The sequence below is a fragment of the Rothia aerolata genome, from assembly GCF_014635585.1.
Lineage (GTDB): Bacteria > Actinomycetota > Actinomycetes > Actinomycetales > Micrococcaceae > Rothia > Rothia aerolata.
The window spans coordinates 820,462-846,479 of sequence record NZ_BMDC01000001.1 but is presented as its reverse complement, the minus strand read 5'-3'; the positions used below and the strand labels follow the sequence as shown (position 1 = coordinate 846,479).

At 62.0% G+C, this 26,018-nt stretch carries 19 protein-coding genes; 12 read left to right on the top strand and 7 right to left on the bottom strand.

Annotated elements, in window-relative coordinates; translation table 11 throughout:
* Positions 1 to 7: 7 nt before the first annotated feature.
* Positions 8 to 835: a PHP domain-containing protein gene (locus IEV00_RS03755; RefSeq protein ID WP_188358956.1), complete on the top strand. Its 828-nt coding sequence runs from the start codon at positions 8 to 10 to the stop codon at positions 833 to 835.
* A 190-nt stretch (positions 836 to 1,025) separates the two neighbouring features.
* Here IEV00_RS03755 and IEV00_RS03750 read toward each other — a convergent pair whose 3' ends face one another.
* The 4 genes from IEV00_RS03750 to IEV00_RS03735 form a co-directional block, all read right to left on the bottom strand.
* Positions 1,026 to 2,552: a DEAD/DEAH box helicase gene (locus IEV00_RS03750; RefSeq protein WP_188358955.1), complete on the bottom strand. Its 1,527-nt coding sequence runs from the start codon at positions 2,550 to 2,552 to the stop codon at positions 1,026 to 1,028.
* A 265-nt stretch (positions 2,553 to 2,817) separates the two neighbouring features.
* Positions 2,818 to 3,045, bottom strand: coding sequence for a DUF3107 domain-containing protein (locus IEV00_RS03745; protein WP_188358954.1), 228 nt, complete (start codon positions 3,043 to 3,045; stop codon positions 2,818 to 2,820).
* Between the two features lie 105 nt (positions 3,046 to 3,150).
* Positions 3,151 to 3,786: a TetR/AcrR family transcriptional regulator gene (locus tag IEV00_RS03740; protein WP_229723050.1), complete on the bottom strand. Its 636-nt coding sequence runs from the start codon at positions 3,784 to 3,786 to the stop codon at positions 3,151 to 3,153.
* A gap of 40 nt (positions 3,787 to 3,826) precedes the next feature.
* Positions 3,827 to 5,134: a glutamyl-tRNA reductase gene (locus IEV00_RS03735; protein WP_188358953.1), complete on the bottom strand. Its 1,308-nt coding sequence runs from the start codon at positions 5,132 to 5,134 to the stop codon at positions 3,827 to 3,829.
* A 157-nt stretch (positions 5,135 to 5,291) separates the two neighbouring features.
* Here IEV00_RS03735 and hemE point away from each other — a divergent pair, with 157 nt between their 5' ends.
* The 8 genes from hemE (at position 5,292) to hemL (ending at position 14,548) form a co-directional block, all read left to right on the top strand.
* Positions 5,292 to 6,404, top strand: coding sequence for a uroporphyrinogen decarboxylase (hemE, locus tag IEV00_RS03730; RefSeq protein ID WP_188358952.1), 1,113 nt, complete (start codon positions 5,292 to 5,294; stop codon positions 6,402 to 6,404).
* 7 nt (positions 6,405 to 6,411) lie between these two features.
* The gene (gene hemG / locus IEV00_RS03725) at positions 6,412 to 7,941 is read left to right on the top strand and encodes a protoporphyrinogen oxidase (RefSeq protein WP_188358951.1); all 1,530 of its coding nucleotides are present in this window, start codon (positions 6,412 to 6,414) and stop codon (positions 7,939 to 7,941) included.
* Positions 7,942 to 8,114: 173 nt separating this feature from the next.
* Positions 8,115 to 8,918 carry a hydrogen peroxide-dependent heme synthase gene (gene hemQ / locus IEV00_RS03720; RefSeq protein WP_188358950.1) on the top strand — a complete coding sequence of 268 codons (804 nt, stop codon included), beginning with the start codon at positions 8,115 to 8,117 and terminating at the stop codon, positions 8,916 to 8,918.
* On the top strand, positions 8,919 to 10,247 hold the full coding sequence (locus IEV00_RS03715) for a ferrochelatase (protein WP_188358949.1): 1,329 nt from the start codon (positions 8,919 to 8,921) through the stop codon (positions 10,245 to 10,247).
* Positions 10,240 to 11,208: a hydroxymethylbilane synthase gene (gene hemC, locus IEV00_RS03710; RefSeq protein ID WP_373868217.1), complete on the top strand. Its 969-nt coding sequence runs from the start codon at positions 10,240 to 10,242 to the stop codon at positions 11,206 to 11,208. Before IEV00_RS03715 ends, hemC begins: the two co-directional genes overlap by 8 nt.
* Positions 11,209 to 11,231: 23 nt before the next feature.
* Positions 11,232 to 12,050 (top strand): uroporphyrinogen-III synthase, encoded by an 819-nt coding sequence (locus tag IEV00_RS03705; protein WP_188358948.1) that lies wholly within the window; start codon positions 11,232 to 11,234, stop codon positions 12,048 to 12,050.
* A gap of 159 nt (positions 12,051 to 12,209) precedes the next feature.
* Entirely contained in the window at positions 12,210 to 13,208 is a 999-nt protein-coding gene (gene hemB / locus IEV00_RS03700) for a porphobilinogen synthase (protein ID WP_188358947.1), read from the top strand.
* A 14-nt stretch (positions 13,209 to 13,222) separates the two neighbouring features.
* The gene (gene hemL, locus IEV00_RS03695; RefSeq protein WP_188358946.1) at positions 13,223 to 14,548 is read left to right on the top strand and encodes a glutamate-1-semialdehyde 2,1-aminomutase; all 1,326 of its coding nucleotides are present in this window, start codon (positions 13,223 to 13,225) and stop codon (positions 14,546 to 14,548) included.
* 89 nt (positions 14,549 to 14,637) lie between these two features.
* On the opposite strand, the gene IEV00_RS03690 is transcribed toward hemL, so the two are convergent.
* Both IEV00_RS03690 and IEV00_RS03685 read right to left on the bottom strand, forming a co-directional pair.
* Entirely contained in the window at positions 14,638 to 15,987 is a 1,350-nt protein-coding gene (locus IEV00_RS03690) for a threonine/serine exporter family protein (RefSeq protein WP_229723049.1), read from the bottom strand.
* Positions 15,988 to 16,008: 21 nt separating this feature from the next.
* Positions 16,009 to 16,692, bottom strand: a complete 684-nt coding sequence (locus tag IEV00_RS03685; protein WP_188358945.1) for a 3'-5' exonuclease — start codon at positions 16,690 to 16,692, stop codon at positions 16,009 to 16,011.
* 112 nt (positions 16,693 to 16,804) lie between these two features.
* Between IEV00_RS03685 and IEV00_RS03680 the strand changes: the two genes are divergently transcribed.
* Both IEV00_RS03680 and IEV00_RS03675 read left to right on the top strand, forming a co-directional pair.
* Positions 16,805 to 20,113 carry an ATP-dependent helicase gene (locus IEV00_RS03680; protein ID WP_229723048.1) on the top strand — a complete coding sequence of 1,103 codons (3,309 nt, stop codon included), beginning with the start codon at positions 16,805 to 16,807 and terminating at the stop codon, positions 20,111 to 20,113.
* Positions 20,114 to 20,127: 14 nt separating this feature from the next.
* Entirely contained in the window at positions 20,128 to 23,775 is a 3,648-nt protein-coding gene (locus IEV00_RS03675) for an ATP-dependent DNA helicase (RefSeq protein ID WP_188358944.1), read from the top strand.
* Here IEV00_RS03675 and IEV00_RS03670 read toward each other — a convergent pair.
* Complete coding sequence (locus IEV00_RS03670; RefSeq protein WP_188358943.1) at positions 23,723 to 24,754, bottom strand: phosphotransferase; 1,032 nt, start codon at positions 24,752 to 24,754, stop codon at positions 23,723 to 23,725. The genes IEV00_RS03675 and IEV00_RS03670 overlap by 53 nt on opposite strands.
* A 48-nt stretch (positions 24,755 to 24,802) precedes the next feature.
* Here IEV00_RS03670 and nudC point away from each other — a divergent pair, with 48 nt between their 5' ends.
* Positions 24,803 to 26,017, top strand: a complete 1,215-nt coding sequence (nudC, locus tag IEV00_RS03665; protein WP_188358942.1) for an NAD(+) diphosphatase — start codon at positions 24,803 to 24,805, stop codon at positions 26,015 to 26,017.
* Position 26,018: the final 1 nt, after the last annotated feature.

Genomic DNA, 26,018 nt, shown 5'->3' with positions numbered 1-26,018 from the left:
TGAGAAAATGACCTACGATCTTCACACTCATTCGCGGATTTCAGACGGTACCCAGACCGTGGATGAGCTGGTGACCGAGATTGCGCAGACCGGTTTGCAGGGCTTTGCCCTGACCGACCACGACACCGTTGCGGGCTGGCCCCGGGCGGCCGAGCTCTCCGCTGAGTTCGGGTTGGATTTTGTGCCCGGTATGGAGATTTCCTGCTCTGCGGCTGGTCTGAGCGTGCACCTGCTCTGCTATCTGCACGACCCCACCTTTGCCCCGCTCAACGATGAAATCAACCGGGCCAGAGACTCCCGGATGACCCGCGCCCAGCGCATGGTGGAGCTGCTGGCTGAGGACTATCCGATCTGCTGGGACGACGTTCTGGCCCAGACCGGCGAGGGCGCTACCGTGGGTCGCCCCCATCTGGCCGATGCCCTGGTAGCCGCAGGGGTGGTGGCCGATCGTTCTGAGGCTTTTGCTTCGATTCTGACCCCGCGTTCGCGCTACTATGTGCCGCACTACGCGGTGGACCCTGTGGACGCCGTCCGCCTGGTACGTGCCGCCGGTGGAGTTCCCGTGATGGCACACCCGCGGGCGCGTAGCCGCGGGCGGATTGCTTCCCCGGAGCTGATTGAAGAGATGATTGTCGCCGGGCTTGCTGGCCTTGAGGTCTTCCACCGCGATAACGCACCAGAGGACCAGCGGTGGCTGGCTTCGCTGGCCCGCTCTCATGACTTGCTAATTACCGGGTCTTCTGACTACCACGGGGCGGGTAAGCCCAACCGGCTAGGGGAGAACACCACCCCTGCTGAAACCGTGGCGCGGATTCGAGAGCTGGCGGGGGTATAAAACGGTTCAGTACACATGGGGAGCGCCAGTACACATCTATACGTGTACTGGCGCTCCCCATGTGTATCGAGAGGTTTCTTCAAAGGCCCACGAGACAGTCTGAGAGTGCTGGCCAACTGGCATCGGGGCTGGCGTTTAAGGGAGGTTGGCCAGCACTCTCAGACTGGATAGATGCCTCTGAGAAAGAACTCTAGGATTCCTTCTTGCCCTCAGCCGCAGGCTTACGGCGGCGACGCCGACGGCGGGCGCCGTCCGCGGTCTTCTCCACCGACTTCTCCCGCTCTGCCCTGGGTTTTTCGTTATGAGGCTTCTCAGCGCGCTGGCTGTGCTTCTTCTCGCCCTGCTCACCCGAGCGGCGGCGTCCTCGACTATTACCCGAACCTGACCGGCCACCGCGACCTCCGCGGCCGGAACCGGCGCCGTCCCTGCCACCGCGGGGGCTTCGACCCTGGCCTGACTGGTCCAGGCCGGTGCGGGTCTGCTCCTCCTTGGGCAGGCGGCCCTTGGCCCCGGCGGGAATGTCCAAATCGGCGTAGAGGTGCTCCGAAGAAGAGTAGGTCTCTACCGGCTCGGGCACGCCCAGCTCCAGCGCCTTGTTAATGAGCGACCAGCGGGGAACGTCCTCCCAGTCCACCAGGGTGACAGCGGTGCCCTTAGCCTGGGCGCGGCCGGTGCGGCCCACGCGGTGCAGGTAGGCCTTTTCGTCCTTGGGGCACTGGAGGTTAATGACGTGGGTGACGTCTTCAACGTCGATACCGCGGGCGGCCACGTCGGTTGCCACCAGCACGTCTACGGTGTCATCACGGAAAGCCTTGAGAGCCTGCTCGCGGGCGCCCTGGTTGAGGTCACCGTGCAGGGCTGCGGCGGCAAAACCGCGGGAGTTGAGCTCTTCGGCCAGCTTGGCTGCCGAGCGCTTGGTCTCCGAGAAAATAATGGTGCGGCCCCGGCCCCGAGCGCGCAGGATACGCGCCACCAGCTCGTCCTTATCCAGCGGGTGGGCACGGTAGATGACCTGGCGAATTGAGGCCTTGGTCTTCATCTCCAGCTCTTCGGGAGTGGAGGCCTGAATGTTCATGGGCCGGTTCATGTAGCGGCGGGCCATGGTAGTCACGGGCCCGGGCATGGTGGCCGAGAAGAGCATGGTCTGGCGAATCTCGGGCAGGTAGGAGAGCAGCTTCTCCACATCGGGCAAGAAGCCCAGATCCAGCATCTCGTCTGCCTCATCGAGCACTACGATCTTGACCTGGGAGAGAACCAGCTTCTTCTGCCCGTGCAGGTCAATCAGGCGGCCGGGGGTGCCCACAATGATTTCGGCGCCCCGGTCGAGCTTCTTGACCTGGGGTTCGTAGGGGACGCCGCCGTAGAGGGTTACGATGCGGGCGTTGCGCTGGGCTGCGGCAGCCTCAAGGTCGGAGCCCACCTGGATAGCCAGTTCGCGGGTGGGGACGACGATCAGCGCCTGGGGGGCGCCCGGCGACTTGAGCTTCTCCCAGCCCTCGTCATCGCGGCCAACCACGCGCTGGATAGCGGGCAGGCCAAAGCCTAAGGTCTTACCGGTACCGGTCTTTGCCTGGCCAATAATATCGTGGCCCTCAAGAGCTACGGGCAGGGTCAGCGCCTGGATGGGGAAGGGGTGGGTGATACCCTTTTCGGCCAGGGCAGCCGCGATGTCTTCTCGCACGCCGTAGTCTTGGAAAGTTTTCTTGTCTTCTGTCACGAAAGAATCCTAGATGTAGGGGCTTTCCCGCAAGCGGGTAAAGCGGGTGAAGGAGCCGATCGTGAAATAACTGCGCCGACCAACCCAACCAGGGCGCGGTGCTAATAAATTAAAGGTTCTGTTTGCTCGTTACGACCGGGCAACCATAGGTAACGGTGTCAGTCTATCAAATGAGGGCAAACTAAAGCGTGGTATCGCTACCCCAGTAGCCCTGATACAGGGCTGGGGGAGCAGCACCACGCTGAAGCAATAGAGCTGTGAAAACTTATTCCGCGAAGCCGAAGCCGATGCGGCGCTTGGACTCTGCGCCCAGTTCTACGTAGCCTACCTGCTGGCCGGGAACCAGGGTGACGTTACCCTTGGAGTCTTCAAGTTCCAGCACGGTGCCGTTGGCCAGGGCATCAGCTACCTTAGCCTTGACATCTGCCGAGGTTGCATCGGTCTCAATAACGATTTCACGCTGGATGTTCTGTACACCAATCTTGATTTCCACGGTTACTCCTTGAATAGATAATCAATCTTCTCTCAGCCCTATTCTAGGGGCGACTCTGCTCGCCGAAACCAAATATCACTCTTAGCGCACAAGTCAGGGGAGTAGCTACTGCCAGTCCTCATCGATGATGGAGATTCCTCCCCAGGCCAAGCGGAAAACCAACCGCTCCACCTGGGCCAGCTCGTCGGCGCTAGCTCCGTTCTTAATAGCCTGTTCGGTGGCTGAGATTACCATGCCGGTCAGGGAGCGGGAGAGCAGAACCGCCTCGGCGTGGCCCAGCCCCGCGTTGGGACCGAGAATCCCCGCAATATGCTCGGCAATCTTGTGGTGGAGCCGGTTCAGGCGATCCTGAACACCAATATCCGACTGAATATCAGACTCAAAAATCAACCGGTAGCTCTGAGGGCAGGTGCGGCAAAATTCAAAGAAAGCACCGAGGGCGCCCTCAACCCGGGCCCGGTTAGACTCTGTGGCATAGAGGGGAGTAACCACTTGCTTGACCATCTCGTCAATCTGTTCGTCCAGAACCGCCAGGTAGAGATCCCGCTTAGATTTGAAGTGCTGGTAGAGTACCGGCTTGGTGACGTCGGCTGCCGAAGCTATGTGGTTCATGGTGGTTACGTGGTAACCCTGGTTGGAAAAAACCCGAAGGGCCGAATAAACCAGCTGCTGGCGGCGGAGCTGGCGGGGCAACCGAATCTGCCCGGTGCTATCAGAAGCTGCTTGGAATTCGGCTGTCACTAATTACTACCTTGCCTTCAGAAGGGGATGTGTGGTTACTTTAGGAGGCATCCGCCGCTCTGAATTGCTCTTCAGAGACAGGCTGAGAAACAGGAGGTTCTACCTCGATGCCGTAGAGAGCTTCGAGGCCTGAAATATACTCATCTGCCCGTCCTTCCTTGGCCAGGGCGCGAGCTCGAGTAGTGGGGGTGTGAAGAAGGGACTTCACCATACGGCGCATAGCCAGTTCCACCTGGTCGGCAGCTCCGCTACAGGCGTGCTGCTTTCGCATTTTCTCCAGCTCGGTGTCAAGTACGCTCATTGTATGCTTCCTGAGAGCAACAATAGCAGCATCGATGTTGCGAGCCTTCTCTTGAACGGCAAATTCTGCCGATGCGGTGTCCACAATTGTGCGGGCAAGTGCCACCGAATCGTTAGTCTCGGCCGGGGCGGCAAGGCGCACCGACTCAAGGGTAATCAGCTCCACACCGGGTAAATCTGCCACCTCGGGGTCGAAATCGCGGGAGAGCGCCAGGTCTAAAATAACGTGCTTTCCTGAGGGAATAGAGGATGCCGGCAGGGGGCTACCCGAGCCGGAGCAACCCACCACAAGGTCAGCCTTTCCAATCTCTTCCTTGAGATTCTCGGCGGAGATGGGGGAGATACCGCGCTTGTCAGCAAAAGTAGCTGCGCGGCCTGAAGAAGAATGCACCCAGATATCGGTGCAGCCGCGCTCTTTCAGCGCGGCAACCGTGGCACCGGCGTAGGCGCCAGTACCGAAAATCAGCACGCGGCGGGAGGTCCAGTCGCCCTCAGCGACGTCATCGGCAAGATCAAGCGCCACCGACACCACCGACCGTCCTCGCGATCCCAGTAGGGTCTGCTGACCCACCTGGCGGGCGGTGTGGGCCGCCCGGTCAAAGAGGCGCACCAGGTTGCCGGTTGCCTGGTCGGTCTCCTGGGCGGCGGTGATAGCCCGGCGCACCTGGCCGGTAATTTCGCGCTCGCCGACCACGGCAGATTCAAGCCCGGAAGCAACGGTGAAGAGGTGGTGGGAGGCGTTTTCGTTAATGAGCACCTCAAAGCTAGAAGAAACGGTCTCTCGATCCAGCCCTGACTCGGTCGCTAGGTCGTCAAAAATACGCTCGGCGGTGGAATTAACCTCGGCCTGAATAGTTTCGGCGGTAGACCCGGCGGTGTGCGGAATTTCCGCGTACATTTCCAGACGGTTGCAGGTGGAGAGAACCACCAGCCCCTTCAACGGCGAAGGGGTCAGTCGCTCAGATAGCACTTGCGCACCGTCCGCCAGATGGGCGACGGTGGAGAGGTCTACAAGCTGGTGTGATGCAACAAGGGTAAAGATAGTCACGACTGATTCATCATAAACACTTAAAACACCAAAATGCTAATGGTCTAGAAAAAATGTAACGGGGTGTACTTTAAAGAGTGAAACTCTTGCTGGCTGACCAAAAGTGTAGTGACACAGTGTCGGCAAAAAATCATTATTTTCTTGGCACAATGGAAGAATGACTGAATCGCTGAAGCAACGCCCCCTCCTCACCGATGAGCAACTTTCTCACCTTTCCGGTGAGCACCCTCTTCACAGCACAGGCGTTGCCGATTCTCCCATGCTTAAGGCCCTGACCGGCCGCCAGCCGCAGCACCGCCCGGTCTGGTTTATGCGCCAGGCTGGTCGCTCCCTGCCCGAGTACCGGGCGGCTCGCGAGGGCATTGGCATGCTGGAATCCTGCCTGACTCCTCAGCTGGCGGCAGAGATTACCTTACAGCCGGTGCGCCGTCATAAAGTAGACGCCGCCATTTTCTTCTCAGACATTGTTATTCCCATGAAGCTGGCCGGTGTCGATGTAGACATCGTGCCCGGCCGTGGCCCCGTGCTGGGGGCGCCGGTGCGCACTCTCGAGGACGTCGCCGCCCTGCCCGAACTCGAAGATTCGGCTCTCGACCCCATCCGCGAGGCGGTGGCGCTGACCGTGGCGGAACTGGGAGACACCCCGCTGATTGGCTTCGCGGGCGCTCCCTTTACCGTGGCCGCCTACATGGTGGAGGGCGGCCCCTCCCGCGACCACCTGCGTCCGCGCACCATGATGCATGCTGACCCCGAGGCTTGGGAGGCCCTGGGACGCTGGGCAGCCCGTACTTCCGCCCAGTTCCTGGCGGCCCAGGTGGAGGCGGGTGCCTCTGCCGTGCAGCTCTTTGACTCCTGGGCCGGCTCCCTGGGCGAGGCTGACTACCGCCGCTTTGTCATGAAGCATTCAGCCTTTGCCCTGCAGCAGGTAGAAAAATACGGTGTACCCCGCATCCACTTTGGCACCGGAACCGCAGAACTGCTGCCCGCCATGCACGAGGCGGGTGCCGACGTCATGGGCGTGGACTACCGCCTGCCCCTCGACGAAGCAGAACGTCGCCTGGGCGGCGGCGTCCCTCTACAGGGCAACATCGACCCCGCCCTGCTGGCGGCAGGTCGCACCGCGCTCTTTGCCCATACCGACCGGGTACTCGAAGCCGGCAACGCTGCGCCCACCCACGTGGTCAACCTGGGCCACGGCGTGCCGCCGAGCACCGACCCCACGGTTTTGACAGATCTGGTTGAATACATCCACACCTCTACCCGAAAGTAAAGGAACCATGGCACCATCTCGGCAGCGCTTACCGAAAGAAACCGCCATTGTGATTGGTGGTGGCATTGCTGGTCTTCTCGCAGCCCGCGAGCTGGCAACAGCCGGCGTCAAAGTTACGCTGGTGGAAAAACGGGACCATCTGGGCGGTTCGGTGGGTGCCCACAGGGTTGCCGGTCTGGTACTTGACTCCGGCGCTGAAGCCTTTGCCACCCGTACCCAGGACGTCGCTAACCTGCTGGAGGAACTGGGGCTGGCAGACAAGATTGTTTCTCCCAATTCTTCCGGTTCCTGGCTCTACCTGCCCGAGGGAGCAGCCCCGGCACCGCGCACCGGTATTCTCGGTATTCCCGGAGATTTGCGCGACCCCTCGGTGAAGAACATCCTCACCCGCAAGGGCATGCGCCGGGCCAAGCTCGACCGGCTGCTGCCCGCCTCAGCCGGTGAGAACGCCAAAACCCTGGGCGATCTGGTGCGGGTGCGCATGGGCCAGGAGGTGCTCGACCGCCTGGTGGCACCGGTGGTTTCGGGCGTTCACTCCATGCACCCCAACCAGCTGGAGCTGGCAACGATTGCCCCCACCCTCAAGCAAAAAATTGCCCAGCTGGGGTCGCTGGCTGCGGCCTCTGCCACCCTGCGCCAGGCTTCTCCGGCGGGAGCCCAGGTGAGCGGTATCGAGGGCGGTATGAATGTTCTCTCTGAAGCCCTGGTGGATGACCTTCGGCGCAAGCGCGTGCGTATCCTTACCGGTTTTGACGCCATTGCTATCGACCGTGACCCCATCACCCACGACTGGACCCTGATTCAGCGCCAGCCCGAGGCAGGCGAGAAGGCGGCGGCGATTTCCGGTAAGTATCTGGTGATGGCGTCGGACGGCGCGACGGCGGCGCGGCTGCTGGGCCCGCACATGCCCGCCGGGCTGGCACCCAGTGTAGCTTCCAGCCCCGAGATTGCCCTGGTGACCCTGGTGGTAGACCAGCCCGCCCTCAACTCCAACCCCAGGGGCACCGGCCTGCTGGTGAGCGAAGAGGTGCAGACCGTTCGCGCCAAGGCCATGACCCACGCCAGCGCCAAGTGGGCCTGGGTGAGGGAGCGGGCCGGCGAAAACCGCCACGTGGTGCGCCTGTCGTACGGCCGCGGCACCGACTCGGGCCCGCTGCAGGAGGTCAACCTCTACGACGACCAGCTGATTACCCTGGCCCTGCACGATGCCTCCAAGCTCTTTGACGTCTCACTGACCAAGTCCCACCTGGTGGGCGCAGACGTGGTGCGCTGGTCTTCGGCGGTGCCCACCGCGAGCCCCGGCCACCGCGAGAAGACCGCGGCCTTCCGCGAGGGGTTGAAGAACCTGGACGGCGTGACGGCGGTGGGTGCCTGGGTTGCAGGTACCGGTCTGGCGGCGGTGACCCGCGATACCAGGGAGACCCTTCAAACCTTCATCTCCCAGCAGCGAGGCGCAGCGGAGAGATCGGCGGCCGCGGAGAAAGCAGAACTGGCAGACGGTACTCCGGTGGAAGCCTTCGAGGAACCGCAGAATTAGCGTGACTCCAGGGGGGAGTGCGGAGTGCGGGCAGCCAACTGGCTCGGGGCTGGCGTTTAAGGGTGTTGGCCGTCCGCATTCCGCACGACCACCTGAGAACCGAATAATTTTTACCCACACAAGATTCCAACAGACTGCCCGCCGCAGACGACGGGCGAGGAAAGGACTAGATCATGGCAGATCAGGCTCACGGACACAGCGCTTACAGCGGCTACTCTCACGGTCACGGGGGAGCAGGTCAGCGCCCTACCGCGAAGGACGCCAACGGCAAGATTCAGGGCCAGCGTCCCGGTGAGGTTGCCGAGGGCGACTCCCAGTTCCACTTTGCGCTCTACACCGTCTTTGCTCGCGAGGGTGCTCCCGCGGAAAATGCCAGCTCAGCAGAGGCTGTTGCCGAGCTGGAAACCGTGGTGAAGAACCTTGAAGCCAAGGGCGTGACCACCCGCGGCTTCTACGATGTCTCTGCCATGCGCAACGATGCAGACGTGATGGTTTGGGTCCATGGTGCTACCCCCGAGGATTTGCAGGCGGCTATTCGCGACTTCCGCCGCACCGCGGCCTTCTCCGGCACCAAGATCGTGTGGTCTACCATGGGCGTGCACCGCGATGCAGAGTTCTCAGCGGGCCACACCCCCTCCTTCGCCAAGGGCATTGACCCCGAAAAGTGGGTCTGCGTTTACCCCTTCGTGCGCTCCTATGACTGGTACACCATCAACCCCGAAAAGCGCCGTGAAATCATGAAGAACCACGGTCTGAAGGGCGTAGACTTCCCCGAGGTTCTGCCCAACACCATCGCCGCCTTTGGCCTCAACGACTACGAGTGGCTCATTGCCCTTGAGGCCCCCGAGCTGGTGCTGCTGGTTGACCTCATGCGCTCCTTCCGTAATACCGAGGCCCGCCACTACGTTCGCGACGAGCTCCCCTTCTACACCGGCCGCCGCATCGAGGCAGCCGAAGTTGCACAGGTGATTGCCTAAATGTCTATCTCCCTTCCCGTAGATCCCGTGCCCAACCACACAGACCCCAATAACACGGCGTCCAACGGTCCGGCTGAACTGACCGCAGAAACGGCGGCGGACTTTCACGGCGAGGAAAACCTGACCCGCGCCCGCGCTTCCAAGCCCGAAGAATACGATCTGGTGATCCTGTCTTCCTTCGGCGGCCCCGAGGGTCAGGACGATGTGATTCCCTTTCTGCGCAATGTCACCGCAGGCCGCGGAATCCCCGACGAACGCCTGGAAGAGGTGGCAACCCACTACCGCGCCAACGGCGGTGTTTCGCCCATCAACGAGCAGAACCGAGCCCTGCTGGCCGCCCTGCGCGAGGCGCTGGAGACCCGTGGACCCAACCTGCCCATCACCTGGGCCAACCGCAACTGGGAACCCTACGTGAAGGACGTGGTGCAGCAGGCCTATAACGACGGCGCCCGCAAGGTGCTGGTGCTGGCAACCTCTGCCTACCCCGGCTATTCCTCCTGCCGCCAGTACCGCGAAGACTACGGCATCGCCCTGGAAGAGCTGGGTCTGACCGGCAAGATGCAGATTGATAAGGTGCGCCAGTTCTGGGACGCTCCGGGCTTTATCAAGTCTTTTGTAGACGGCCTGGTAGAGGGCCTGCGCGAGGTCAAGGACGGCGTGGCGGCGGCTGAGTCTGCTGTGGCGGGTAACGGCCGAATCCGTATTATGTTCTGCACCCACTCTGTACCCACCTCGGCCGCTAATGAGGCTGGCCCGCGCGGTGTGGACTATGAGGGTGGCTCTGCCTACGTGGAGAAGCACCTGCAGGCTGCCCGGGCGGTGCTGGCAGGCGTTGAGGCCATTGACCCCGCCCTGCTGGAGAAGGTGGACTGGGAGCTGGTTTATCAGTCCCGCTCGGGCCCGCCCACCATGCCCTGGCTGGAGCCCGACGTCAACGATGCTCTGGAAGCCCTGGAGGGGCAGGTGGACGGCGTGGTGCTGGTGCCCCTGGGCTTTGTCTCCGACCACATGGAGGTCAAGTGGGACTTGGATACCGAGGCGCTGGATACCTGCGCCCGGCTGGGCTTTGTTGCCACCCGCACGCCCACTCCGGGGGTTCACCCCGACTACGTGGAGTCCCTGCGCACGCTGATTGCCGAGCGGGTTGCCTCCACCGCGGTCTCCTCTGACCCGGCAGAGCTCGAAGCTCAGCGGGAGACCGTCTGCGGTTCCCGGGGCTGGTTCGATGCCTGCAACCCCGACTGCTGCCTGCCCGCCCGCGCCAAAACACCCAAGCCGGTGATTGCAAGCTACAGCGGTGAGGATGTTCGGGAGGGAGCCCGTGGCTAAGTATCTTCTAGGAACCCGCGGCTCTGCCCTGGCCCTAACCCAGTCGGGTATGGCGGGCCAGCAGGTGGCAGATGCCGGTGGCTTCGAGGTCGATCTGGAAATCGTCAAGACCGAGGGCGATATTCTTACCGGCCCGCTGTCTCAGATGGGCGGTACCGGTGTCTTTGCCGCAACCCTGCGCACCCGCCTGCTTGAGGGCGATGTGGATTTGGCGGTGCACTCGCTCAAGGATCTTCCGACCCTGCCCACCGAGGGCCTGACCGTTGCCGGTATTCCGCAGCGCGAAGACCTGCGCGATGCCCTCTGCGCCCGCGATGGACTGACCCTGGAGACTCTGCCCTCCGGTGCCCGCGTGGGTACCGGCTCACCGCGTCGGGCAGCCCAGATTCGAGCTGCCCGCCCCGATCTTGAAATCGTTGATATCCGCGGCAACGTGGGAACCCGCCTGGCCCGCGTTGCCGGGCTGGAATCCTACGGAACCGAGGGCAAGAAGCCCCAGGGCGACTGCGATGCGGTGGTGCTGGCAGCCTCCGGGCTCAAGCGCCTGGGCTTTGAAGAGGTCATCACCGACTACCTCGACCCCTCGCAGATCCTGCCAGCCCCGGGTCAGGGCGCCCTGGCACTGGAAATCCGCACCGCTGAGGTGGAAGCCGATTCTGAGCTGGCCCGCGCCGTCGCCGCCGTTGACCACCTGGAAACCCGCCTGGCGGTGACCGCCGAGCGCGCCCTGCTGCGCCGCCTCGAAGCCGGCTGTGCCGCCCCGGTGGGAACCTATGGGCGAGTCATTGACGGGGAACTGGTTCTTGACTCGCTGGTTGCCCACCCACAGGGAACCGAAACTATGCGGGCCTCCGCCTCGGTTGCCGAGCTGACCGTGGAGGCCGCTGAACAGCTGGGCATTTCCCTTGCTGACTCCCTGCTGGAACAAGGCGCGGCTCGTTTGGCGGGGTTGACCCTCTAGTGACTTCTGCCCCCAGGTTTCTGGTGACGAGATCCCCCACCAAGGCACAGGCCCTGGTGGGGGAGCTCCTGACTCTACTGCCGGATGCAAAGGTGGACTGCGCCCCGCTTCAGCAAGCGGTTTATCTAGCACCACAGGAGATCGAACCGGCGGACTTCGCCGCTGCCTGGGTTACTTTTTCCTCCGCCAATGGCGTTGCGGGTTTGGCCTGCTGGGCTGAATCAAGGGGGACGACGCTGGTGCGGCTGCTTGCCCCGGCGAAGGTAGCCAGCGTGGGATCGGCTACCGCTGATGCTTTAGCTCGGCACGGGGTCGCCGTGGACTTTCAGCCCTCTGTCTCCGACGCCGCCCACCTGGCTCGGGAACTTCCCCTGGCAGAGACAAAGACCGTGGTGAGTATTCTGGGAGCCACCGCCAGACCCCACCTGGTGAGGGATCTCCGGGCTCGGGGAGCACAGGTTGCAACCGCTGTGGTCTATGACATGGCAGATTACCCGGCAGACTCTCCGCTGGTAGCAGAAGAACAGCCAGCTGGAACGGTAGCGCTCTCCCTGGAAGAAGCCAGGCGGCACCTGACCGACTACACGGCGATAGCTGCTACCGCGCCGTCCTTACTAAAAAAACTGGTGGCAGGGCTGCCACCGCACACCCTACCGCCCGTGGTGGCCATCGGTGCCACCACTGCCGCCACCGCCCGGGAACTGGGATTGCGGGTGGGCGTCTCTGCCTCGCCGGGGCCGGGTGACTTGGCCCGCGCGCTGTATGAGCAGCTTAGGAGCCCTTCGGCGGAGGGGCCGCTCCCCGGTCAACCTCCCTCAAACGCCAGACCCGATGCCAGTTGACCGGGGGAGCGACCCCTCCACCCAGTTCCTAAACGGAGAGAAGGCGGTAAGTCCCGGCACCCAACTGGCTCGGGGCTGGCGTTAAGGGTTGTTGGGTGACGGGGCTTACCGCCGCTCAACAACCATATTTAGACTTTCAAACCATGCAAAGGAGCAATCATGAAAAATCTTGACCTTCCCTTCCGCCCGCGCCGTCTACGTACCACCCCGGCTATGCGCTCCCTGGTGGCGCAGACCCGGCTGGCTCCCGAGAACCTGATTCAGGTGCTCTTCGTGCGAGACGGCATTGAGCTTCCCCAGGAGATTCCCTCCATGCCCGGCCAGTTCCAGCACACCCTGGAATCGGTACTGGGGGAGGTGCAGAAAGCCATTGACTCCGGGGTTGCCTGCATCGACCTCTTCGGCGTGCCCCGCGACGAAGACAAAGATGAGACCGGCTCTGTTGCCTGGGACCCCGAGGGTATTCTCAACCGGGCAATTCGCGTGATCCGCGAGAAGTTCGGCGATCAGATTGTGATTATGGCAGACACCTGCCTGGACGAGTTCACCAGCCACGGCCACTGTGGCCCGCTCACCACCGACCGCTTCGGTAACACCGTGGTGGATAATGACGCTTCGGTGGAAGCCTACTGCAAGATGGCCCTGGCACAGGCTGAAGCCGGCGCCCACACCGTGAGCCCCTCGGGCATGATGGACGGCCAGGTGGCGGCTATCCGCGCCGCCCTTGACGACGCCGGCTTTGAAGACGTTTCGATTATGGCCTACTCCGCCAAGTACGCCTCAGCCTTCTTCGGCCCCTTCCGCGATGCCGTGGGTTCTTCTCTGGACGGCGACCGCAAGACCTACCAGCAGGATCCCGCCAACCGCCGCGAGGGGCTTCTCGAAGCCCAGCTGGACATCGAAGAGGGCGCAGACTTTGTGATGGTCAAGCCCGCCATGGCCTACCTAGACCTGGTGCGAGAAGTCGCTGACTTCTCCCCGGTACCCGTCGCCGCCTACCAGGTCTCCGGCGAATATGCCATGATTGAGGCCGCCGCCGCTAACGGCTGGGTAGACCGCCAGAAGATTGTGCTTGAGGCCCTCACCGGAATCCGCCGCGCCGGTGCAGATTTGATTCTGACCTACTATGCTACCGAGGTAGCGAACTGGCTTAAGTAAGAAAGGAACTCTCCATGACTGTTTCCGAAGACCTCTTTGAACGCTCCCGCAAGGTGATTCCCGGCGGTGTTAACTCGCCGGTGCGCGCCTTCAATTCGGTGGGCGGCACCCCCGCCTTCATGGTGGAGGCATCCGGCCCCTACCTCACCGACGCAGACGGCCGTAACTACGTTGATTTGGTGATGAGCTGGGGCCCCGGCCTGCTGGGTCACAAAGACCAGCGGGTGATTGAGGCCGTGCACGCCGCCGTCGAACACGGCCTGACCTTCGGCACCTCTACCGAAGCCGAGACCCGCCTGGCAGAGATGGTGGTAGACCGCATCAACGCGGTGGTTCCTAGCACCATCGACCAGGTACGCATGGTTTCCACCGGTACCGAGGCAACCATGACAGCCATTCGCCTGGCCCGCGGCTACACCGGCCGTGCCAAAATTATTAAGTTCGCAGGTTGCTACCACGGCCACGTCGACGCCCTGCTCTCCGAGGCAGGATCGGGCGTTGCCACCCTGGCTATGCCCGGCTCAGCCGGCGTTACCGAAGCCACCGCGGCTGAGACTATCGTTGTGCCCTACAACGATTTGGACGCCGTCCGCGCGGCTTTCGAGGCGCACCCCGGCGAAATCGCCGCCGTCATTACCGAAGCGGCACCCGCCAATATGGGCGTGGTTACCCCCGCCGAGGGCTTCAACCGGGGCCTGCGCGAGCTGACCCGTTCCCAGGGCGCCCTGCTGATTTTTGACGAGGTGCTGACCGGCTTCCGTGTTTCATCTGCGGGATACTGGGGCTACTCGGCACCGGCTGAGGGCGGCTGGGCACCCGATCTCTTCACCTTTGGCAAGGTGATTGGCGGAGGTATGCCCATCGCAGCTCTGGCTGGCAAACGGGAGATTATGGAATACCTGGCCCCCACCGGCCCGGTTTACCAGGCAGGTACCCTCTCTGGTAACCCGATTTCTATGGCGGCGGGCATTGCCACCCTGCAGGCGGCGGATTCTTCGGTCTATGAGACCATTGACGCCCGCTCTGAGCAGTTGCGCACCGCGGTGGCAGAGACCTTCAACGCTGCCGGTCTCAACCACTCGATTCAGACCGCAGGCAACCTCTTCTCGGTGGCTTTTGGAACCGCCGAAACCGGTGTGCGCAACTACGCCGACATTAAGGGGTCAGAGACTTTCCGCTACACCGCCTTCTTCCACTCCATGCTGAACTCCGGTATCTACCTGCCGCCCAGCGCCTTTGAGGCCTGGTTCCTCTCGGCAGCCCACACCGATGAGGCGATGGAGCGGATTATCGATGCTCTGCCCGCGGCGGCCGAGGCGGCAGCTGCGGCGACTGCCTAGTTCTGCCTCCCTACCCGCGAGGGGTCACATATCGTTCAAAAAATCCCTGTTTTAGGGCAAATTGTGAATGATATGTGACCCCTCGCGGTTTAGCGGAGGTGGTGGTCGATGTTGAAGTAGCGCACCTTCTGTAGATCCCGATTATAGAACCAGTTTTTGTCCATCATGAAGCGGGAGGCCACCAGGCCCATGCCAATGGCAAAGAAAATCAGCAGAACCTCCACGATGCCGGTAGCCGCCTGGGTGAGATCGCCGTTCGACATATTTGCCATAGACCGGTAGAAAGTCACGCCGGGCACCATGGTGACCACCGCCGGAACGGAGAGCGAAATCCTGGAGAAGCGGTGGCGGTGCAGGGGCGCAATGATCTCTGCCAGTAGCGCTGCCAGCAGCGAAGCGAGGAAAACCGAGAGCTGGGGAGCTAAGCCCAAATCCGTCATCAAAATACGCAGGGGGTTGATAATTCCAGCAATTAGTCCCGCCCACATGGCGCTCAGCGGCATGGCCGAGAAGAGCATGGCAAAGCCGTAGGCGGCAATAAAAGATGAGGCCACCCGAAGGCTATAGTGCAGAACCGGGTTGATAGGTAGCGGTTCGGCGACCTTGAGCGGTAGCTCAAAAATCATTGCGAGAAGCCAGATAGCCGCCGAGGCACTGACCAGCAGCAGCCCAACATAGGTGAGCCGGGAAAGGGCCGCGGAGAAGTCGAACCGCGCTAGATCCAACATGCCGGTGACCAGGGGAAAACCGGGAACCAAGAAGAGCACCGCGGAGATAAAGCCCACCATATGGTCGGCGGTTTCAAGCCCGGTTGCCACCAGCGAAAAGATAGCTCCAATGTAGAAGCCCGCGGCAAGAACTCCACACAGGAACCAAATCACCAGATGGTTGACCTCCCGCTTCATCAGGCTAGCCCGCAGGAACTGGCCCATACCGGCGGCGAGAAAGACGACGGCGCACTCCACCAGCCCGCCGTTGTTGAGGAAGGCGAAACCGGCGCAGGCAAAAGCGGCGGCAAGGGTGAGCATCCACCGGGTGTAGAGGTGGGGTAGCTTTTCAATCCGGTCAATTTCTTTTTCTGCCTCACGCGGGGTAATCCGTTCCGGCAAAGAGGAAACGAAGTCGCTGAGCAGGTCAATCCGGTAGGCAGAAATGCCCATGGCCCGCTGTTCAGCAATCTCGGTTCTGAAATTACCGATGGCGTAGGAGGTGGTGGTGATCTCGGTGAAGGTCACCTGGGAGCGGTGCTCTTCCAGCCCCACCGCCCGGGCCAGGCGTGCCATAGAGTTTTTGACTCGATAGGCGCTGGCACCCGACTTGAGCAGGAGCAGACCGAGCTTCATGACCACCGCCGACTGGGCGACCAGGTACTCGTGCTGTTGCCGGGAGGAGCCAAGATAGATGCTGTTGGTGGGCGGAAAATCTGGGGAGTTTGTCAAGGTAATCCTTGGAACTGAAAGCTAGCGGCGGATGGGCCAGGAACCGTCAATTGTCTCATTCTTACCCTGCTTCTGCAGGTAGGCCTGAAAATCCGCAGCCTGGTCTTTTGCCCAGCGAACCTGCTGGTTGTGCAGGGTGGCAGCCTCTGCCTCAAGGTCGGCGAACTTGGTGGCCATAGCTGCCAGCAGGCGCTCGGCCGCCAGGGCGTCGTCCTTAGAAGTGTGGGCGTTCTCGAGGCTAACTCCGTACTCCTCGCACAGGGCCTCCAGCGTACGCTTACCCTTGCGGAACTTGTGCACCTGTTTGTTGATAACGAAGGGATCGAGAACCGGTATGCAGTCGAGCTCGGGATAGTTGTAGCGCGCCAGCTCGTGGTGGAGCACGGAGAAATCGTAGGCGGCGTTGAAAGCAATCACCGGCACGCCGTCATGAAAGAGACCGCCCAGGGCTGAAGCCAGCTCAAAAACCACCTGGGGAGCCTGCTGGCCGTGCTCGCGGGCGTGCTGGGTAGAAATACCGTGAACCTGGGTGGCCTGATCGGGAATCTCAACTCCCGGGTCAGCCAGCCACTCGCCCGAGCGCAACTCGCTACCGTCGGGAGCCACCAGAATCAGCGAGGCGGTGACAATACGGGCGGTCTTGGGATCCACGCCGGTGGTCTCGAGGTCAAAGGTTGCGCGGGGCAGTTCAGTCCATGAAGTCATACAAAAACTATATCTTGACTGAAAAAATTGTGACCGATGGCAGCAGAAATGAGCTTATTTTGTCATACCCCCGTGTCACTCTAGAGAGAGGAAAAGAGCGGAAGGAGAGATCATGGCGGAGCTGATTCTGGGGGCGCCGGGAACGGGAAAAACTCGGGCCCTCCTCAACCGGGCCCTGGATTTTCTGAAAACCGGTGACCCGGCGCGCATGCTAGTGCTGACTCCTTCCCGCGTGAGCGCCGCTCGCTTTCGAGAGGCCCTGACCTCGGCGGCTCAAACCACCATGTCTGCCGCACCCATGCGGGCCTGGCAGGCCTACGCCTTCGACGTGCTGCGCCGGGCCCACATCGCCGGGCTTCTGCCCGGGGTTGAATTTTCCCCCAAGCTACTCTCCGGCCCCGAACAGGATGTTCTGATTGCCGAGCTTCTGGCGGGCCACGCCCGGGGTGAGGGGGCGGCAGTGCAGTGGCCGGTTGATTTGCAGGAGGCCCTGGGAACTCAGGGTTTCCGCCACGAGCTGCGCGACTTTTTTGACCGTATGGTGGAATACAATCTTTCTGCTGAAGACCTAGCTGGCCTGGCAGAAGAGCAGGGCCACCCCGAGTGGGCAGCTACCGCCAAGCTCTATACCGAGTACCGGCAGATTCGCCGGCTTCGGATGCCCAATGCTTACGATCCGGCCGCCCTTATCAATGAGGCCTGCGATGTCTTTGAGAAGAACCCGAGCTTTTTGCAAGAGGAACAAGAAACCCTTCAGCTGATTCTAATTGACGATATGCAGGAGGCCACGCCCTCCATCTACCGTCTTCTCAACCTGCTCTGCGGTTCTAGCTACCCTGGGGAAGTCGTGATTAGCCTCTGCACCGACACGGCGGTGCAGGGCTTCCGTGGTGCCCGGCCTGACTCTGCTTCTCGGCTGCGGGAGATTTTACCGGCGGCCTCGATCACCGTTCTTGACCAGTCCTACCGTATGCCCCCGGAGATTGCCCGCGCCTGGGAGTCGGTGGCGGTAAGGATTCCGGTGGTGGCGGGGGTACAGCACAGCCGGGATCTCGCAGAGCCAGTGGAGACGGAGCCGGAGGTTCAGGCGCTGTGGGAGACCGGGGACGACGGCAGCCTGCTCGACCCCGTAAAATCCCAAGATCTGGGGGCGGCTGTGCAGGGCTTTACGGTAGATTCGCCCCAGAGCGAGGCCCGCCTGCTGGCCCAGCTGATTCTAGAAGACCACCTCTATCGTGGCAGGGCTTTTTCCCGCTCGGCCATTATCGTGCGTAACGGGTCAGCGGTGACCCGTTTCAAGCGGGTGCTACAGAGCCAGGGCATTCCGGTCAAGACCGCTCAGGCCCTGACCCCGGTGCGTGATGAACCGGCGGTGCGCCCCTTTCTGGATGCTCTAGGGCTTATTTTGCATGCCAGGTCGGTGCGTTCTGCAACGGAGACAGGGGAGACAGACGCGCCCGGCTGGGGTATCGGGGTAGACGTTGCCCTGGCCCTGCTGACCAGCCGTTTAGGCGGTGCCTCAGCTATGGATATCCGCCGTCTGCGGCAGGGGCTCCGGGCACAGGAACTGCGGTCGGGAGGGAACCGGGCCAGCGATGACCTATTGGTTGAGGCCCTTATGGATGCCGAGAAGCTACCGGCCGGTAGGGGAGCAGATGCCGCCCGCCGGGTTGCCCGGGTTTTGGCAGCCGGTGATCGGGCCCTTGACCTGCCCGGTGCTACCGCCGAGACTGTGCTGTGGGAGCTCTGGGAAACCTCGGGCCTGGCCCCTCTCTGGAAAGAAGCCAGCGGCATGGGCGGTTCTGCCGCCGAGCGAGCCCACCGAGACCTGGACGCCATGATTGGCCTTTTTGAGGCAGCAAGCCGCTATGTAGACCAGATGCCCGGCGCAACTGCCGCCCAGTTCCTCGACTATATCGATGCCCAGGACCTCCCCATGGATACCCTGGCTGCCCGTGCTGCTGAAACCGATGCCGTAGAGATTATGACTCCCGCCGTAGCCGCCGGCCGCGGCTGGGATATTGTCTATATCGCGGGTCTCCAAGAAGGAACCTGGCCCAACACCACCATCCGCGGTTCCCTGCTCAACACCCAAACCCTTACCGACATCTTGGATTTGGGCGCGGACGCCGCCGCGGCGGTGGGAATCGTCGACCGGCTCAAGGCCACCCGCTTTGACGAGCTCCGTATGTTCTCCACCGCAGTGTCTCGGGCGAGCTTCCGCCTGGTCTGCACGGCTGTTTCTTCTGCTGACGATATGCCCAGCGAGCTACTGGATATGGTGGCGCCGGCTCCCGGAGGGGAGCGGGCGAACACACCCGTGCGCCGTCCTATGACCCTGCGCGCCATGATTGCTGAACTGCGCCAGTTTAGCGAGGGCCAGGATAGAGACCCTGCCCGGGCTGCCGCTGCCGCTCAGATTTTGCACCGCTTCAATGACCCAGACCAGACCGCCGGTGCGCAGCTGCCGGGCGCCCACCCTGCCAGCTGGTGGGGTATGCGGCCCCTCTCATCTGATGCGCCGACCTTTGACCCTTCAACACCGGTGCCCGTTTCGCCCTCGCGGGTGGAGGCAATCCATTCTTCCCCGCTGGACTGGTTCGTGGCCCAGGCCCGCGCTGAGGCTGCCACCGATATGGCGCGCTCCATCGGTACCCTGGTGCATGAATTGGCGGAGGATATGCCGGACTGGAAGGCCGATGATCTCAACCCGGCAGAGAGCTTTCGCACCCAGATACTCAGGGAGCTGGAAGTTCGTTTCCAGCGGCTGGGTCTGCCCGATACCTGGGAGACACAGGTGGTTTATCAGCGGGCGGTCACCATGGTGGAGAAATTTGTTAACTACGTGGTAGACCTGCACGGGGTACACGGCCGTGAACTGGTGGGGGTAGAAGGATCTTTTAAAGTCTTTGTGCCCGGGCCCCGACGGGACGCCCTGCTCTCGGGCCGGGTAGACCGGCTGGAGAAAACCCTGGACCAGGGCAAGTACGTGATTGTGGACCTCAAAACGGGCAAGTCTTCGCCCACCCAGGGGGAGCTGGAACAGCACCCGCAGCTTGCCTCCTACCAGGTAGCGCTGGAGGCCGGTGCTGGGCAGGCGATGGAAGCTGCTCAGGAACAAGAGGGGCAGGACGCCGCCGCTGAGGCGCTCGAGTTCCGGCAGCTCCACGAGGAATCGGGGGGAGCCTATCTGGTGCAGATTGGTAAAGATACCAAGAAGTACGGTTCCCAGGAGCAGCAGGCGCTGAGCCGGGATGCCCAGTGGGCGGTTGATCTGATTAACAGGGCAGCAGAGCTGATTTCGGCTAAGCATCTTGAGGCTCGCCATGACTCCTCTAAGAACGGGAGTTTTGGAAAGAGCTGCCGCCTGCCCGAGATTTGCCCCCTGTGTACCCGCGGCCGTCAGGTCACCCAGAGCTAGTCGTGAGGAAAGATATGAACTACCGCTACACTCCCGAAGAGATTGCCGAGGCGCTGGGGCGGCCAGCACCCACCCCCGAGCAGTCTGCGATTATCTCTTCACCACTGGCTCCCCGCCTGGTAGTTGCCGGAGCCGGTTCCGGTAAGACCGCCACCATGGTTGACCGGGTGGTCTTTCTGGTGGCCAACGGCCTGGTTCGGGCTGACCAGGTACTGGGCGTGACCTTTACCCGTAAAGCTGCCGGGGAGCTGCGCGAGAGAATGCGTTTGCGGCTGGAGGAGCTGCGGCGACTGGGTATGGTTGCCCAGCCCGCAGGCGAAGAAGCTGCACCGGTGGTTGACCCTAGCGTGTCCACCTACCATTCCTACGCCAACTATCTGGTGACCAACTACGGTCTGCGCTTGGGGGTAGAGCAGGATTCCCAGATGCTCGGTGGTGCCCAGGCCTGGCAGCTGGTTGCCCAGCTGGTGGAGTATGTTGACCCCCGCCTGATTCCCGCCGATCCGCAGGCCAAGCAGAGCATGATTGACGCCGTGCTGAAGCTGGCGGGGGAGTGCGCCGAGCACCTGCGTGACCCCCAAGATGTTATTGACTGGTGCCAACGTGAAATTACCGTCTTGGAGAACCTGCCGCTGGCAGGGCGGAACCGGGGCGCTGACCGCAACAAGCTGGTGGACCGGCTCAAGAACCGGATTTTCTATGCGCAGCTGGTGCAGATGTATGCCACCGTTAAGAAGAACATGCAGGTGATGGACTACGGCGATTTGATTGCGCTGGCAGCCAAGATTGCCCGCACCATTCCCCAGGCCCGACAGACCGAACGCGACCGCTATCGGGTGGTCTTGCTCGATGAGTTTCAAGATACCTCCCACGCTCAGATGGAGCTCTTCTCAGACCTCTTTGGAGCGGTAAAGGGCAGGAGCGAACACCCGGTGATGGCGGTGGGGGATCCCAAGCAGTCTATCTACGGTTTCCGCGGTGCCTCCGACGGCCAGCTCCTTAACTTCTACAACTACTTTCCCACCGCAGACACCACCGCAAGCTACCTCACCGTTGCCTGGCGCAACGACACCCAGATTCTAGAGGCGGCCAATACGGTGGCCAAGCCTCTGCAAGAGCAGCCCGACTGGGTTGAGGTGAGAACCCAGGTTCAGGTGCCTGACCTAGCTCCGCGCCCGGAGCCGGGTACCGGAACAGTCCGCCTGGAACGTTTTGAAACCGACGCCCAAGAGGCAGTTGCCCTGGCCCAGACAGTCTCAGCCGAACGAGGCAGGTATGCAGGCAGGCCGCTGAGCGAGATGCCCACCATGGCGGTGCTCTGCAAGAAACGGTCCCAGATGGAACCGATTGCCCGCGCCTTCGATGAGCTGGCGGTGCCCTGCCAGATTGTGGGCCTGGGCGGCCTACTCGATACCCCCGAAGTGATTGATGTGGTCTCCACCCTGCGGGTGCTGGCAGACCCCGGCCGCTCAGACGCCCTCATGCGGCTCTTGGCGGGAGCCCGCTGGCGCCTGGGCGTCTCTGACCTGCTGGCCTTCTCCGACTGGGCAGCCCATCTTGAGCGGCGCCGTCGTCAGTCGATCCGCACCGGTCTAGCCGAAGACCTCTACGCCGAAATGACCGAGGAAGAAGCCCGGGAGGAGATGGAGCGCCTGGCTAAACAGACCACCTCAGACATCACCGACGGCGCCTCGCTGATTGAGGCTCTGGAAAACCTGCCAGAGCCGGGCTGGACTTCCTTCCAGGGGCGCTCGCTCACAAACGAGGGGCTAGCCCGCCTCAACATGTTGGCTGAGGAACTGGGGCAGCTGCGGGAGTTTATGGCAGACGACCTCACCGTTTTGATTGCGGCCATTGAGCAAAAAACTCTGCTGGATATTGAGCTGGCCGCCAAGCCCGGTCTGCCGACTTCTCTAGCCCGTAAAAATATCGATGCCTTTTACGATTTTGCCGCCCAGTATTCGCTCAGTGCCCCGCGCATTAACGCCACCCTGCTGGCCGGAGCCGAGCTGGTCTCTGCCGACCCCGAGGCGGAAGAGTCCGAGGACGGCGATCGCCCCCTCCGATTTACCCTTTCGGCAAGCAGCGGTTCGGCCAGCGGGGTCAACGGCTTCTTGGCCTGGCTCGATGCCGCAGCAGCCGAGGAAAAGGGGCTGGATATGGTGGCAGATGAACCCCGCCACGATGCGGTGCAGATTCTGACCGTTCACGCTTCGAAGGGTTTGGAGTGGGACCAGGTTTTCATTCCCGGCATGAACCAGGGGGATTTTCCCCGCACCGATGACCCTCGGTGGACTCAAAATTCCGATACCCTGCCCTGGCCCCTGCGCGGGGACTCGGGCTTTCTCCCTACCTGGCGTTCAGACTTTGAAAACGTGGTGGAGCTTAAAGACTTCTTGAACCAGCTCAAAGAAGAAGCCCAGCTCTACCGCATTAACGAAGAACGGCGCCTGGCCTACGTGGGTATTACCCGGGCCCGGTCGCTACTGGTGCTCTCGAACTCTGCCTGGCAGGGAACCAAGTCTAAGCCAGCCGCAGCATCAGATTTCTGGGCAGAGCTCTACGAAGAGAACGGGGCAGGGGCAGCTGGCTCGAGCTCCTTCGCCCTGGGCTATATCTTTCCCGAAGATCAGGTGGGCAGCGAGAACCCCCAGTCTGAATCGATTACCACGGCCCTGTGGCCCTTTGACCCCATTGACGGGCCTGAAACCTTTGATTGGAAGTCGGTGGAGAGCCTAAACCAGGCCCACGATCAGGGTGACTTTAGCGATGAGGCGGTGGAGGCCCGCCGTCGTGCATCCCTCCTGCAGGAAGAACGGTTGCACACCAGCCGACGAGCCCGCATGGAACGGGCAGCGCAGAACGTGCTACGCGGGGGACTGGAAGAGGGCTTTCACGCAGAGCAGTCACCGGTTATCGGTGCAGCTGAGACAGCAGGTGAAGATTCCGGACCTTCGATTGACGACTGGTTCCACGAAGCCGACCTGCTCTTGAGCCTGCTCAACGCCCCGAGCGATACTGACGACTTTGAGCTACCCAGCCACCTCAGTGCCTCAGACCTGGTGGCCCTGCAAACTGATACGACCGCGGTGGTAGAGAACATCGTGCGCCCCATGCCGCAGAAGCCGGGGATTGCGGCCCGCCAGGGTTCCCTCTTCCACGCCTGGGTGGAGTCCCACTTTGAGAAGGCAGCCATGCTGGACTTTGAAGAAGAGGACTATGCAGATGAAGCTGTAGACGACTCTCTTAACCTGCCGACCCTGCAGGAAAACTTCCTGGCTAGCCCGTGGGCCAAGCTGCAACCCTGGGCTGTGGAGTATCCCATCGAAACCCCGGTGGAGGGCATCTCAATTCGAGGCAGGGTGGATGCTATCTACCGCTCTGAAAACGAGCGGGGAGAGGTTCTCTGGGAGATGGTGGACTGGAAGACCGGTCGCTCACCCCGCACCGCCGCCGAGAAGAAGGCTAAGTCGCTTCAGCTGGCCCTCTACCGCCTGGGCTTCGCCCGGCTGATGGGGGTGCCGGTGGAATCGGTGACCGGCACCTTCTTCTACGTGGCAGAGAAGAAAGTGTGGCAGCCGGAAAAACTTGCCGATGAAGCGGAGCTGGTTAGGCTGATTCGTCGGGCTCAGAAAATCGGACGGCAACGGAACCGCCGCTAGAGGCAGGCCGCTGCGGGGAGGAGGGCTGCTCAGAAGGAATATCGCCGGTGCCGCGCATTCCCTCTTCCAGCCCCTCGAGGAGCTCGACGGCCTGGGCCACCATATCGGAATCCTCAAGTTCGATACCGCGAATCAGCCACTGGGCCAGGGCAAATTCAGCGTAGAGGTTGGCGCGGTCGCAGAGGGCTTCATCGGGTAGCTGGGGCATCTGCCGGGTGTAGACCTCGATCACTTCGTCGCGGAAAGCGTCGTCAGAGCAGGCCAGCAACCAGGAGAAATCCAGGGCGGGGTCGCCCACGCAGACCTCAGACCAGCCGGTAATCTCGGTGATTTTCTTCTTGTCCAGCACTAGGTTGTCTTCGTTGAGGTCGCCGTGGATCACTCGGGGGCGGAAGTTCCAGAGGGAGTCGTCGTCCATCTGGGCGCGCCAGCGCTTCAGCAGCCCCTGCGGTAGCTTGCCGGTTTCGGCAGCGCGCTCGAGCTCGGCCCGGCGGCGGGAACGAATCTGATCGGCGGTGTAGACCGGCAGGTCGGCGTCCTCAATAATCGTCTCGGGCATCACGTGGATGGTCGCGATCATCCTGCCCAGGGAGGTCGCCAGATTCTCGGACTCTGCCGGAGCGTGGGCAGAAATTTCTGCCAGCTCGTCAATCTCGTAGTGCACACCGGGGATGTGGGTGTAGATAAAAGTCTGCATACCGTTCAGCGGCACCGACCCCACAATGGTCGGAACCAGAAAGGGCAGGCGGGCGCGGAGCCCGGCAGAGAAGGATTGAAGGATGACGTGTTCGGCTTCAAGGCGTACGCTAGCTTCAGGGTGCTTGGGTGAGCGCACGCGCCAGCGCTTATCTGCCGAGTCGATGATAATCGCTGAGTCGAAGTCAGCGGCGTCATCAGCAGAGGGGAGCGCAGCCACGGGGTAGAGCCCGGGGACGCCAGCGGAGACAATGGCGGCAAGTTGAAGCGGTGTAACAGTCACCCTTCCAGGGTACAAGAGATGAGGAGCAAAGAGGGAATGAAGCGGGAGATGCAGAATAATTTGGGCGAAAACTCTCAGGCTCGGGCAACAGGGAACCCGGCTGTGACCTCAGCTTTTGCTGATTTTTCACCGCTGGGGCATATACCACTGGCGGCATCTAAGCTGCGCCGCTGGAACGAACTGCGTGCTCGAGAGGGCTTTCTGCAGGAGCTGGTTTCTGCCCTGGAGCAGGAGCACGATGCGGCAGCTAACCAGTCTCAATCTCAGACTGAGCTTTACCCCTGGTCGCAGCGGCCGATTCTTCTGGCCCTAGAGCGGGGAAAGGTGCTGGTGGGCTCCCACCAGATGCCCCTGAATCTAGCGGATTTTCGGGGGCTGAAGGTTCAGGTGCTTCGTGAGTTTGTTCAAAAGCCGATACTCACCGCCCACCTTCTCTTCGCCGGTGAGTACCGCCAGCCGGAGACGGGCCAGACCGCGCCCGTGCTCGTGCTGACCGGTGGCTGGGAGGACTTTATTGATTTTGGTTCTGCTCCGCTGAACCTGCTGGGCCCCGACGGCGAGCAACAGAGCATCACCGATGTACTGGCGATCCAGGCAGGAGGTAGCTGGCTGGCGGTACGCAGCTTTGCCGAGTTCGGTTTTGAGGACGGCGCCGAGACGGCGGTTGCCCGCGAGTGGGGAGAACTGCTGGCGGCTGCAACTGCGCTTGACTTCTGGCACGCCCGCCATGCTTTCGACCCCGCCACGGGCGAGGCCACCGAGGTGATTCACGCCGGCTGGGCGCGGAAAACCAGGCAGGGTGGGGACCTCTTTCCCCGTACTGACCCGGCGGTGATTACAGCGGTGACTGCCACCGTCGAGGGGCAGGAGAAGATTCTGCTGGGCCAGGCCCGGGCCTGGGCGGCTAACCGGTTCTCTACCTTCGCCGGTTTTGTGGAGGTGGGCGAATCTCTGGAAAATGCCGTTGCGCGGGAAATTGCCGAAGAGTGCGGGGGTGAGGTGGTTTCCATGACCTACATGGGCTCCCAGCCCTGGCCCTTTCCCCGCTCTCTCATGCTGGGGTTTCGAGCTCAGATTTCTAACCCCGGCTCGGTGCAAGCAGACGGAGACGAGATTGAGAGAGTCCGCTGGTTTAGCCGCCGCGAGCTCTTTGAGGCACACAGCAGCGAAAGCGTCGTCCTGCCCGGGCGATCCTCCATCAGCCGAAAACTTATAGAAGACTTCTATGGCGGTTCTCTCGACGAGGAACCTACCGAGGCCTAGG

Bases quoted from the DNA above. Each gene is read 5' to 3' on its own strand.
- hemE (WP_188358952.1), top strand. From the start codon at position 5,292: ATGACTGAATCGCTGAAGCAACGCCCCCTCCTCACCGATGAGCAACTT.
- IEV00_RS03715 (WP_188358949.1), top strand. From the start codon at position 8,919: ATGTCTATCTCCCTTCCCGTAGATCCCGTGCCCAACCACACAGACCCC.
- hemG (WP_188358951.1), top strand. From the start codon at position 6,412: ATGGCACCATCTCGGCAGCGCTTACCGAAAGAAACCGCCATTGTGATT.
- IEV00_RS03675 (WP_188358944.1), top strand. From the start codon at position 20,128: ATGAACTACCGCTACACTCCCGAAGAGATTGCCGAGGCGCTGGGGCGG.
- hemL (WP_188358946.1), top strand. From the start codon at position 13,223: ATGACTGTTTCCGAAGACCTCTTTGAACGCTCCCGCAAGGTGATTCCC.
- nudC (WP_188358942.1), top strand. From the start codon at position 24,803: ATGCAGAATAATTTGGGCGAAAACTCTCAGGCTCGGGCAACAGGGAAC.
- IEV00_RS03685 (WP_188358945.1), bottom strand. From the start codon at position 16,692: ATGACTTCATGGACTGAACTGCCCCGCGCAACCTTTGACCTCGAGACC.
- hemQ (WP_188358950.1), top strand. From the start codon at position 8,115: ATGGCAGATCAGGCTCACGGACACAGCGCTTACAGCGGCTACTCTCAC.
- IEV00_RS03755 (WP_188358956.1), top strand. From the start codon at position 8: ATGACCTACGATCTTCACACTCATTCGCGGATTTCAGACGGTACCCAG.
- hemB (WP_188358947.1), top strand. From the start codon at position 12,210: ATGAAAAATCTTGACCTTCCCTTCCGCCCGCGCCGTCTACGTACCACC.
- IEV00_RS03680 (WP_229723048.1), top strand. From the start codon at position 16,805: ATGGCGGAGCTGATTCTGGGGGCGCCGGGAACGGGAAAAACTCGGGCC.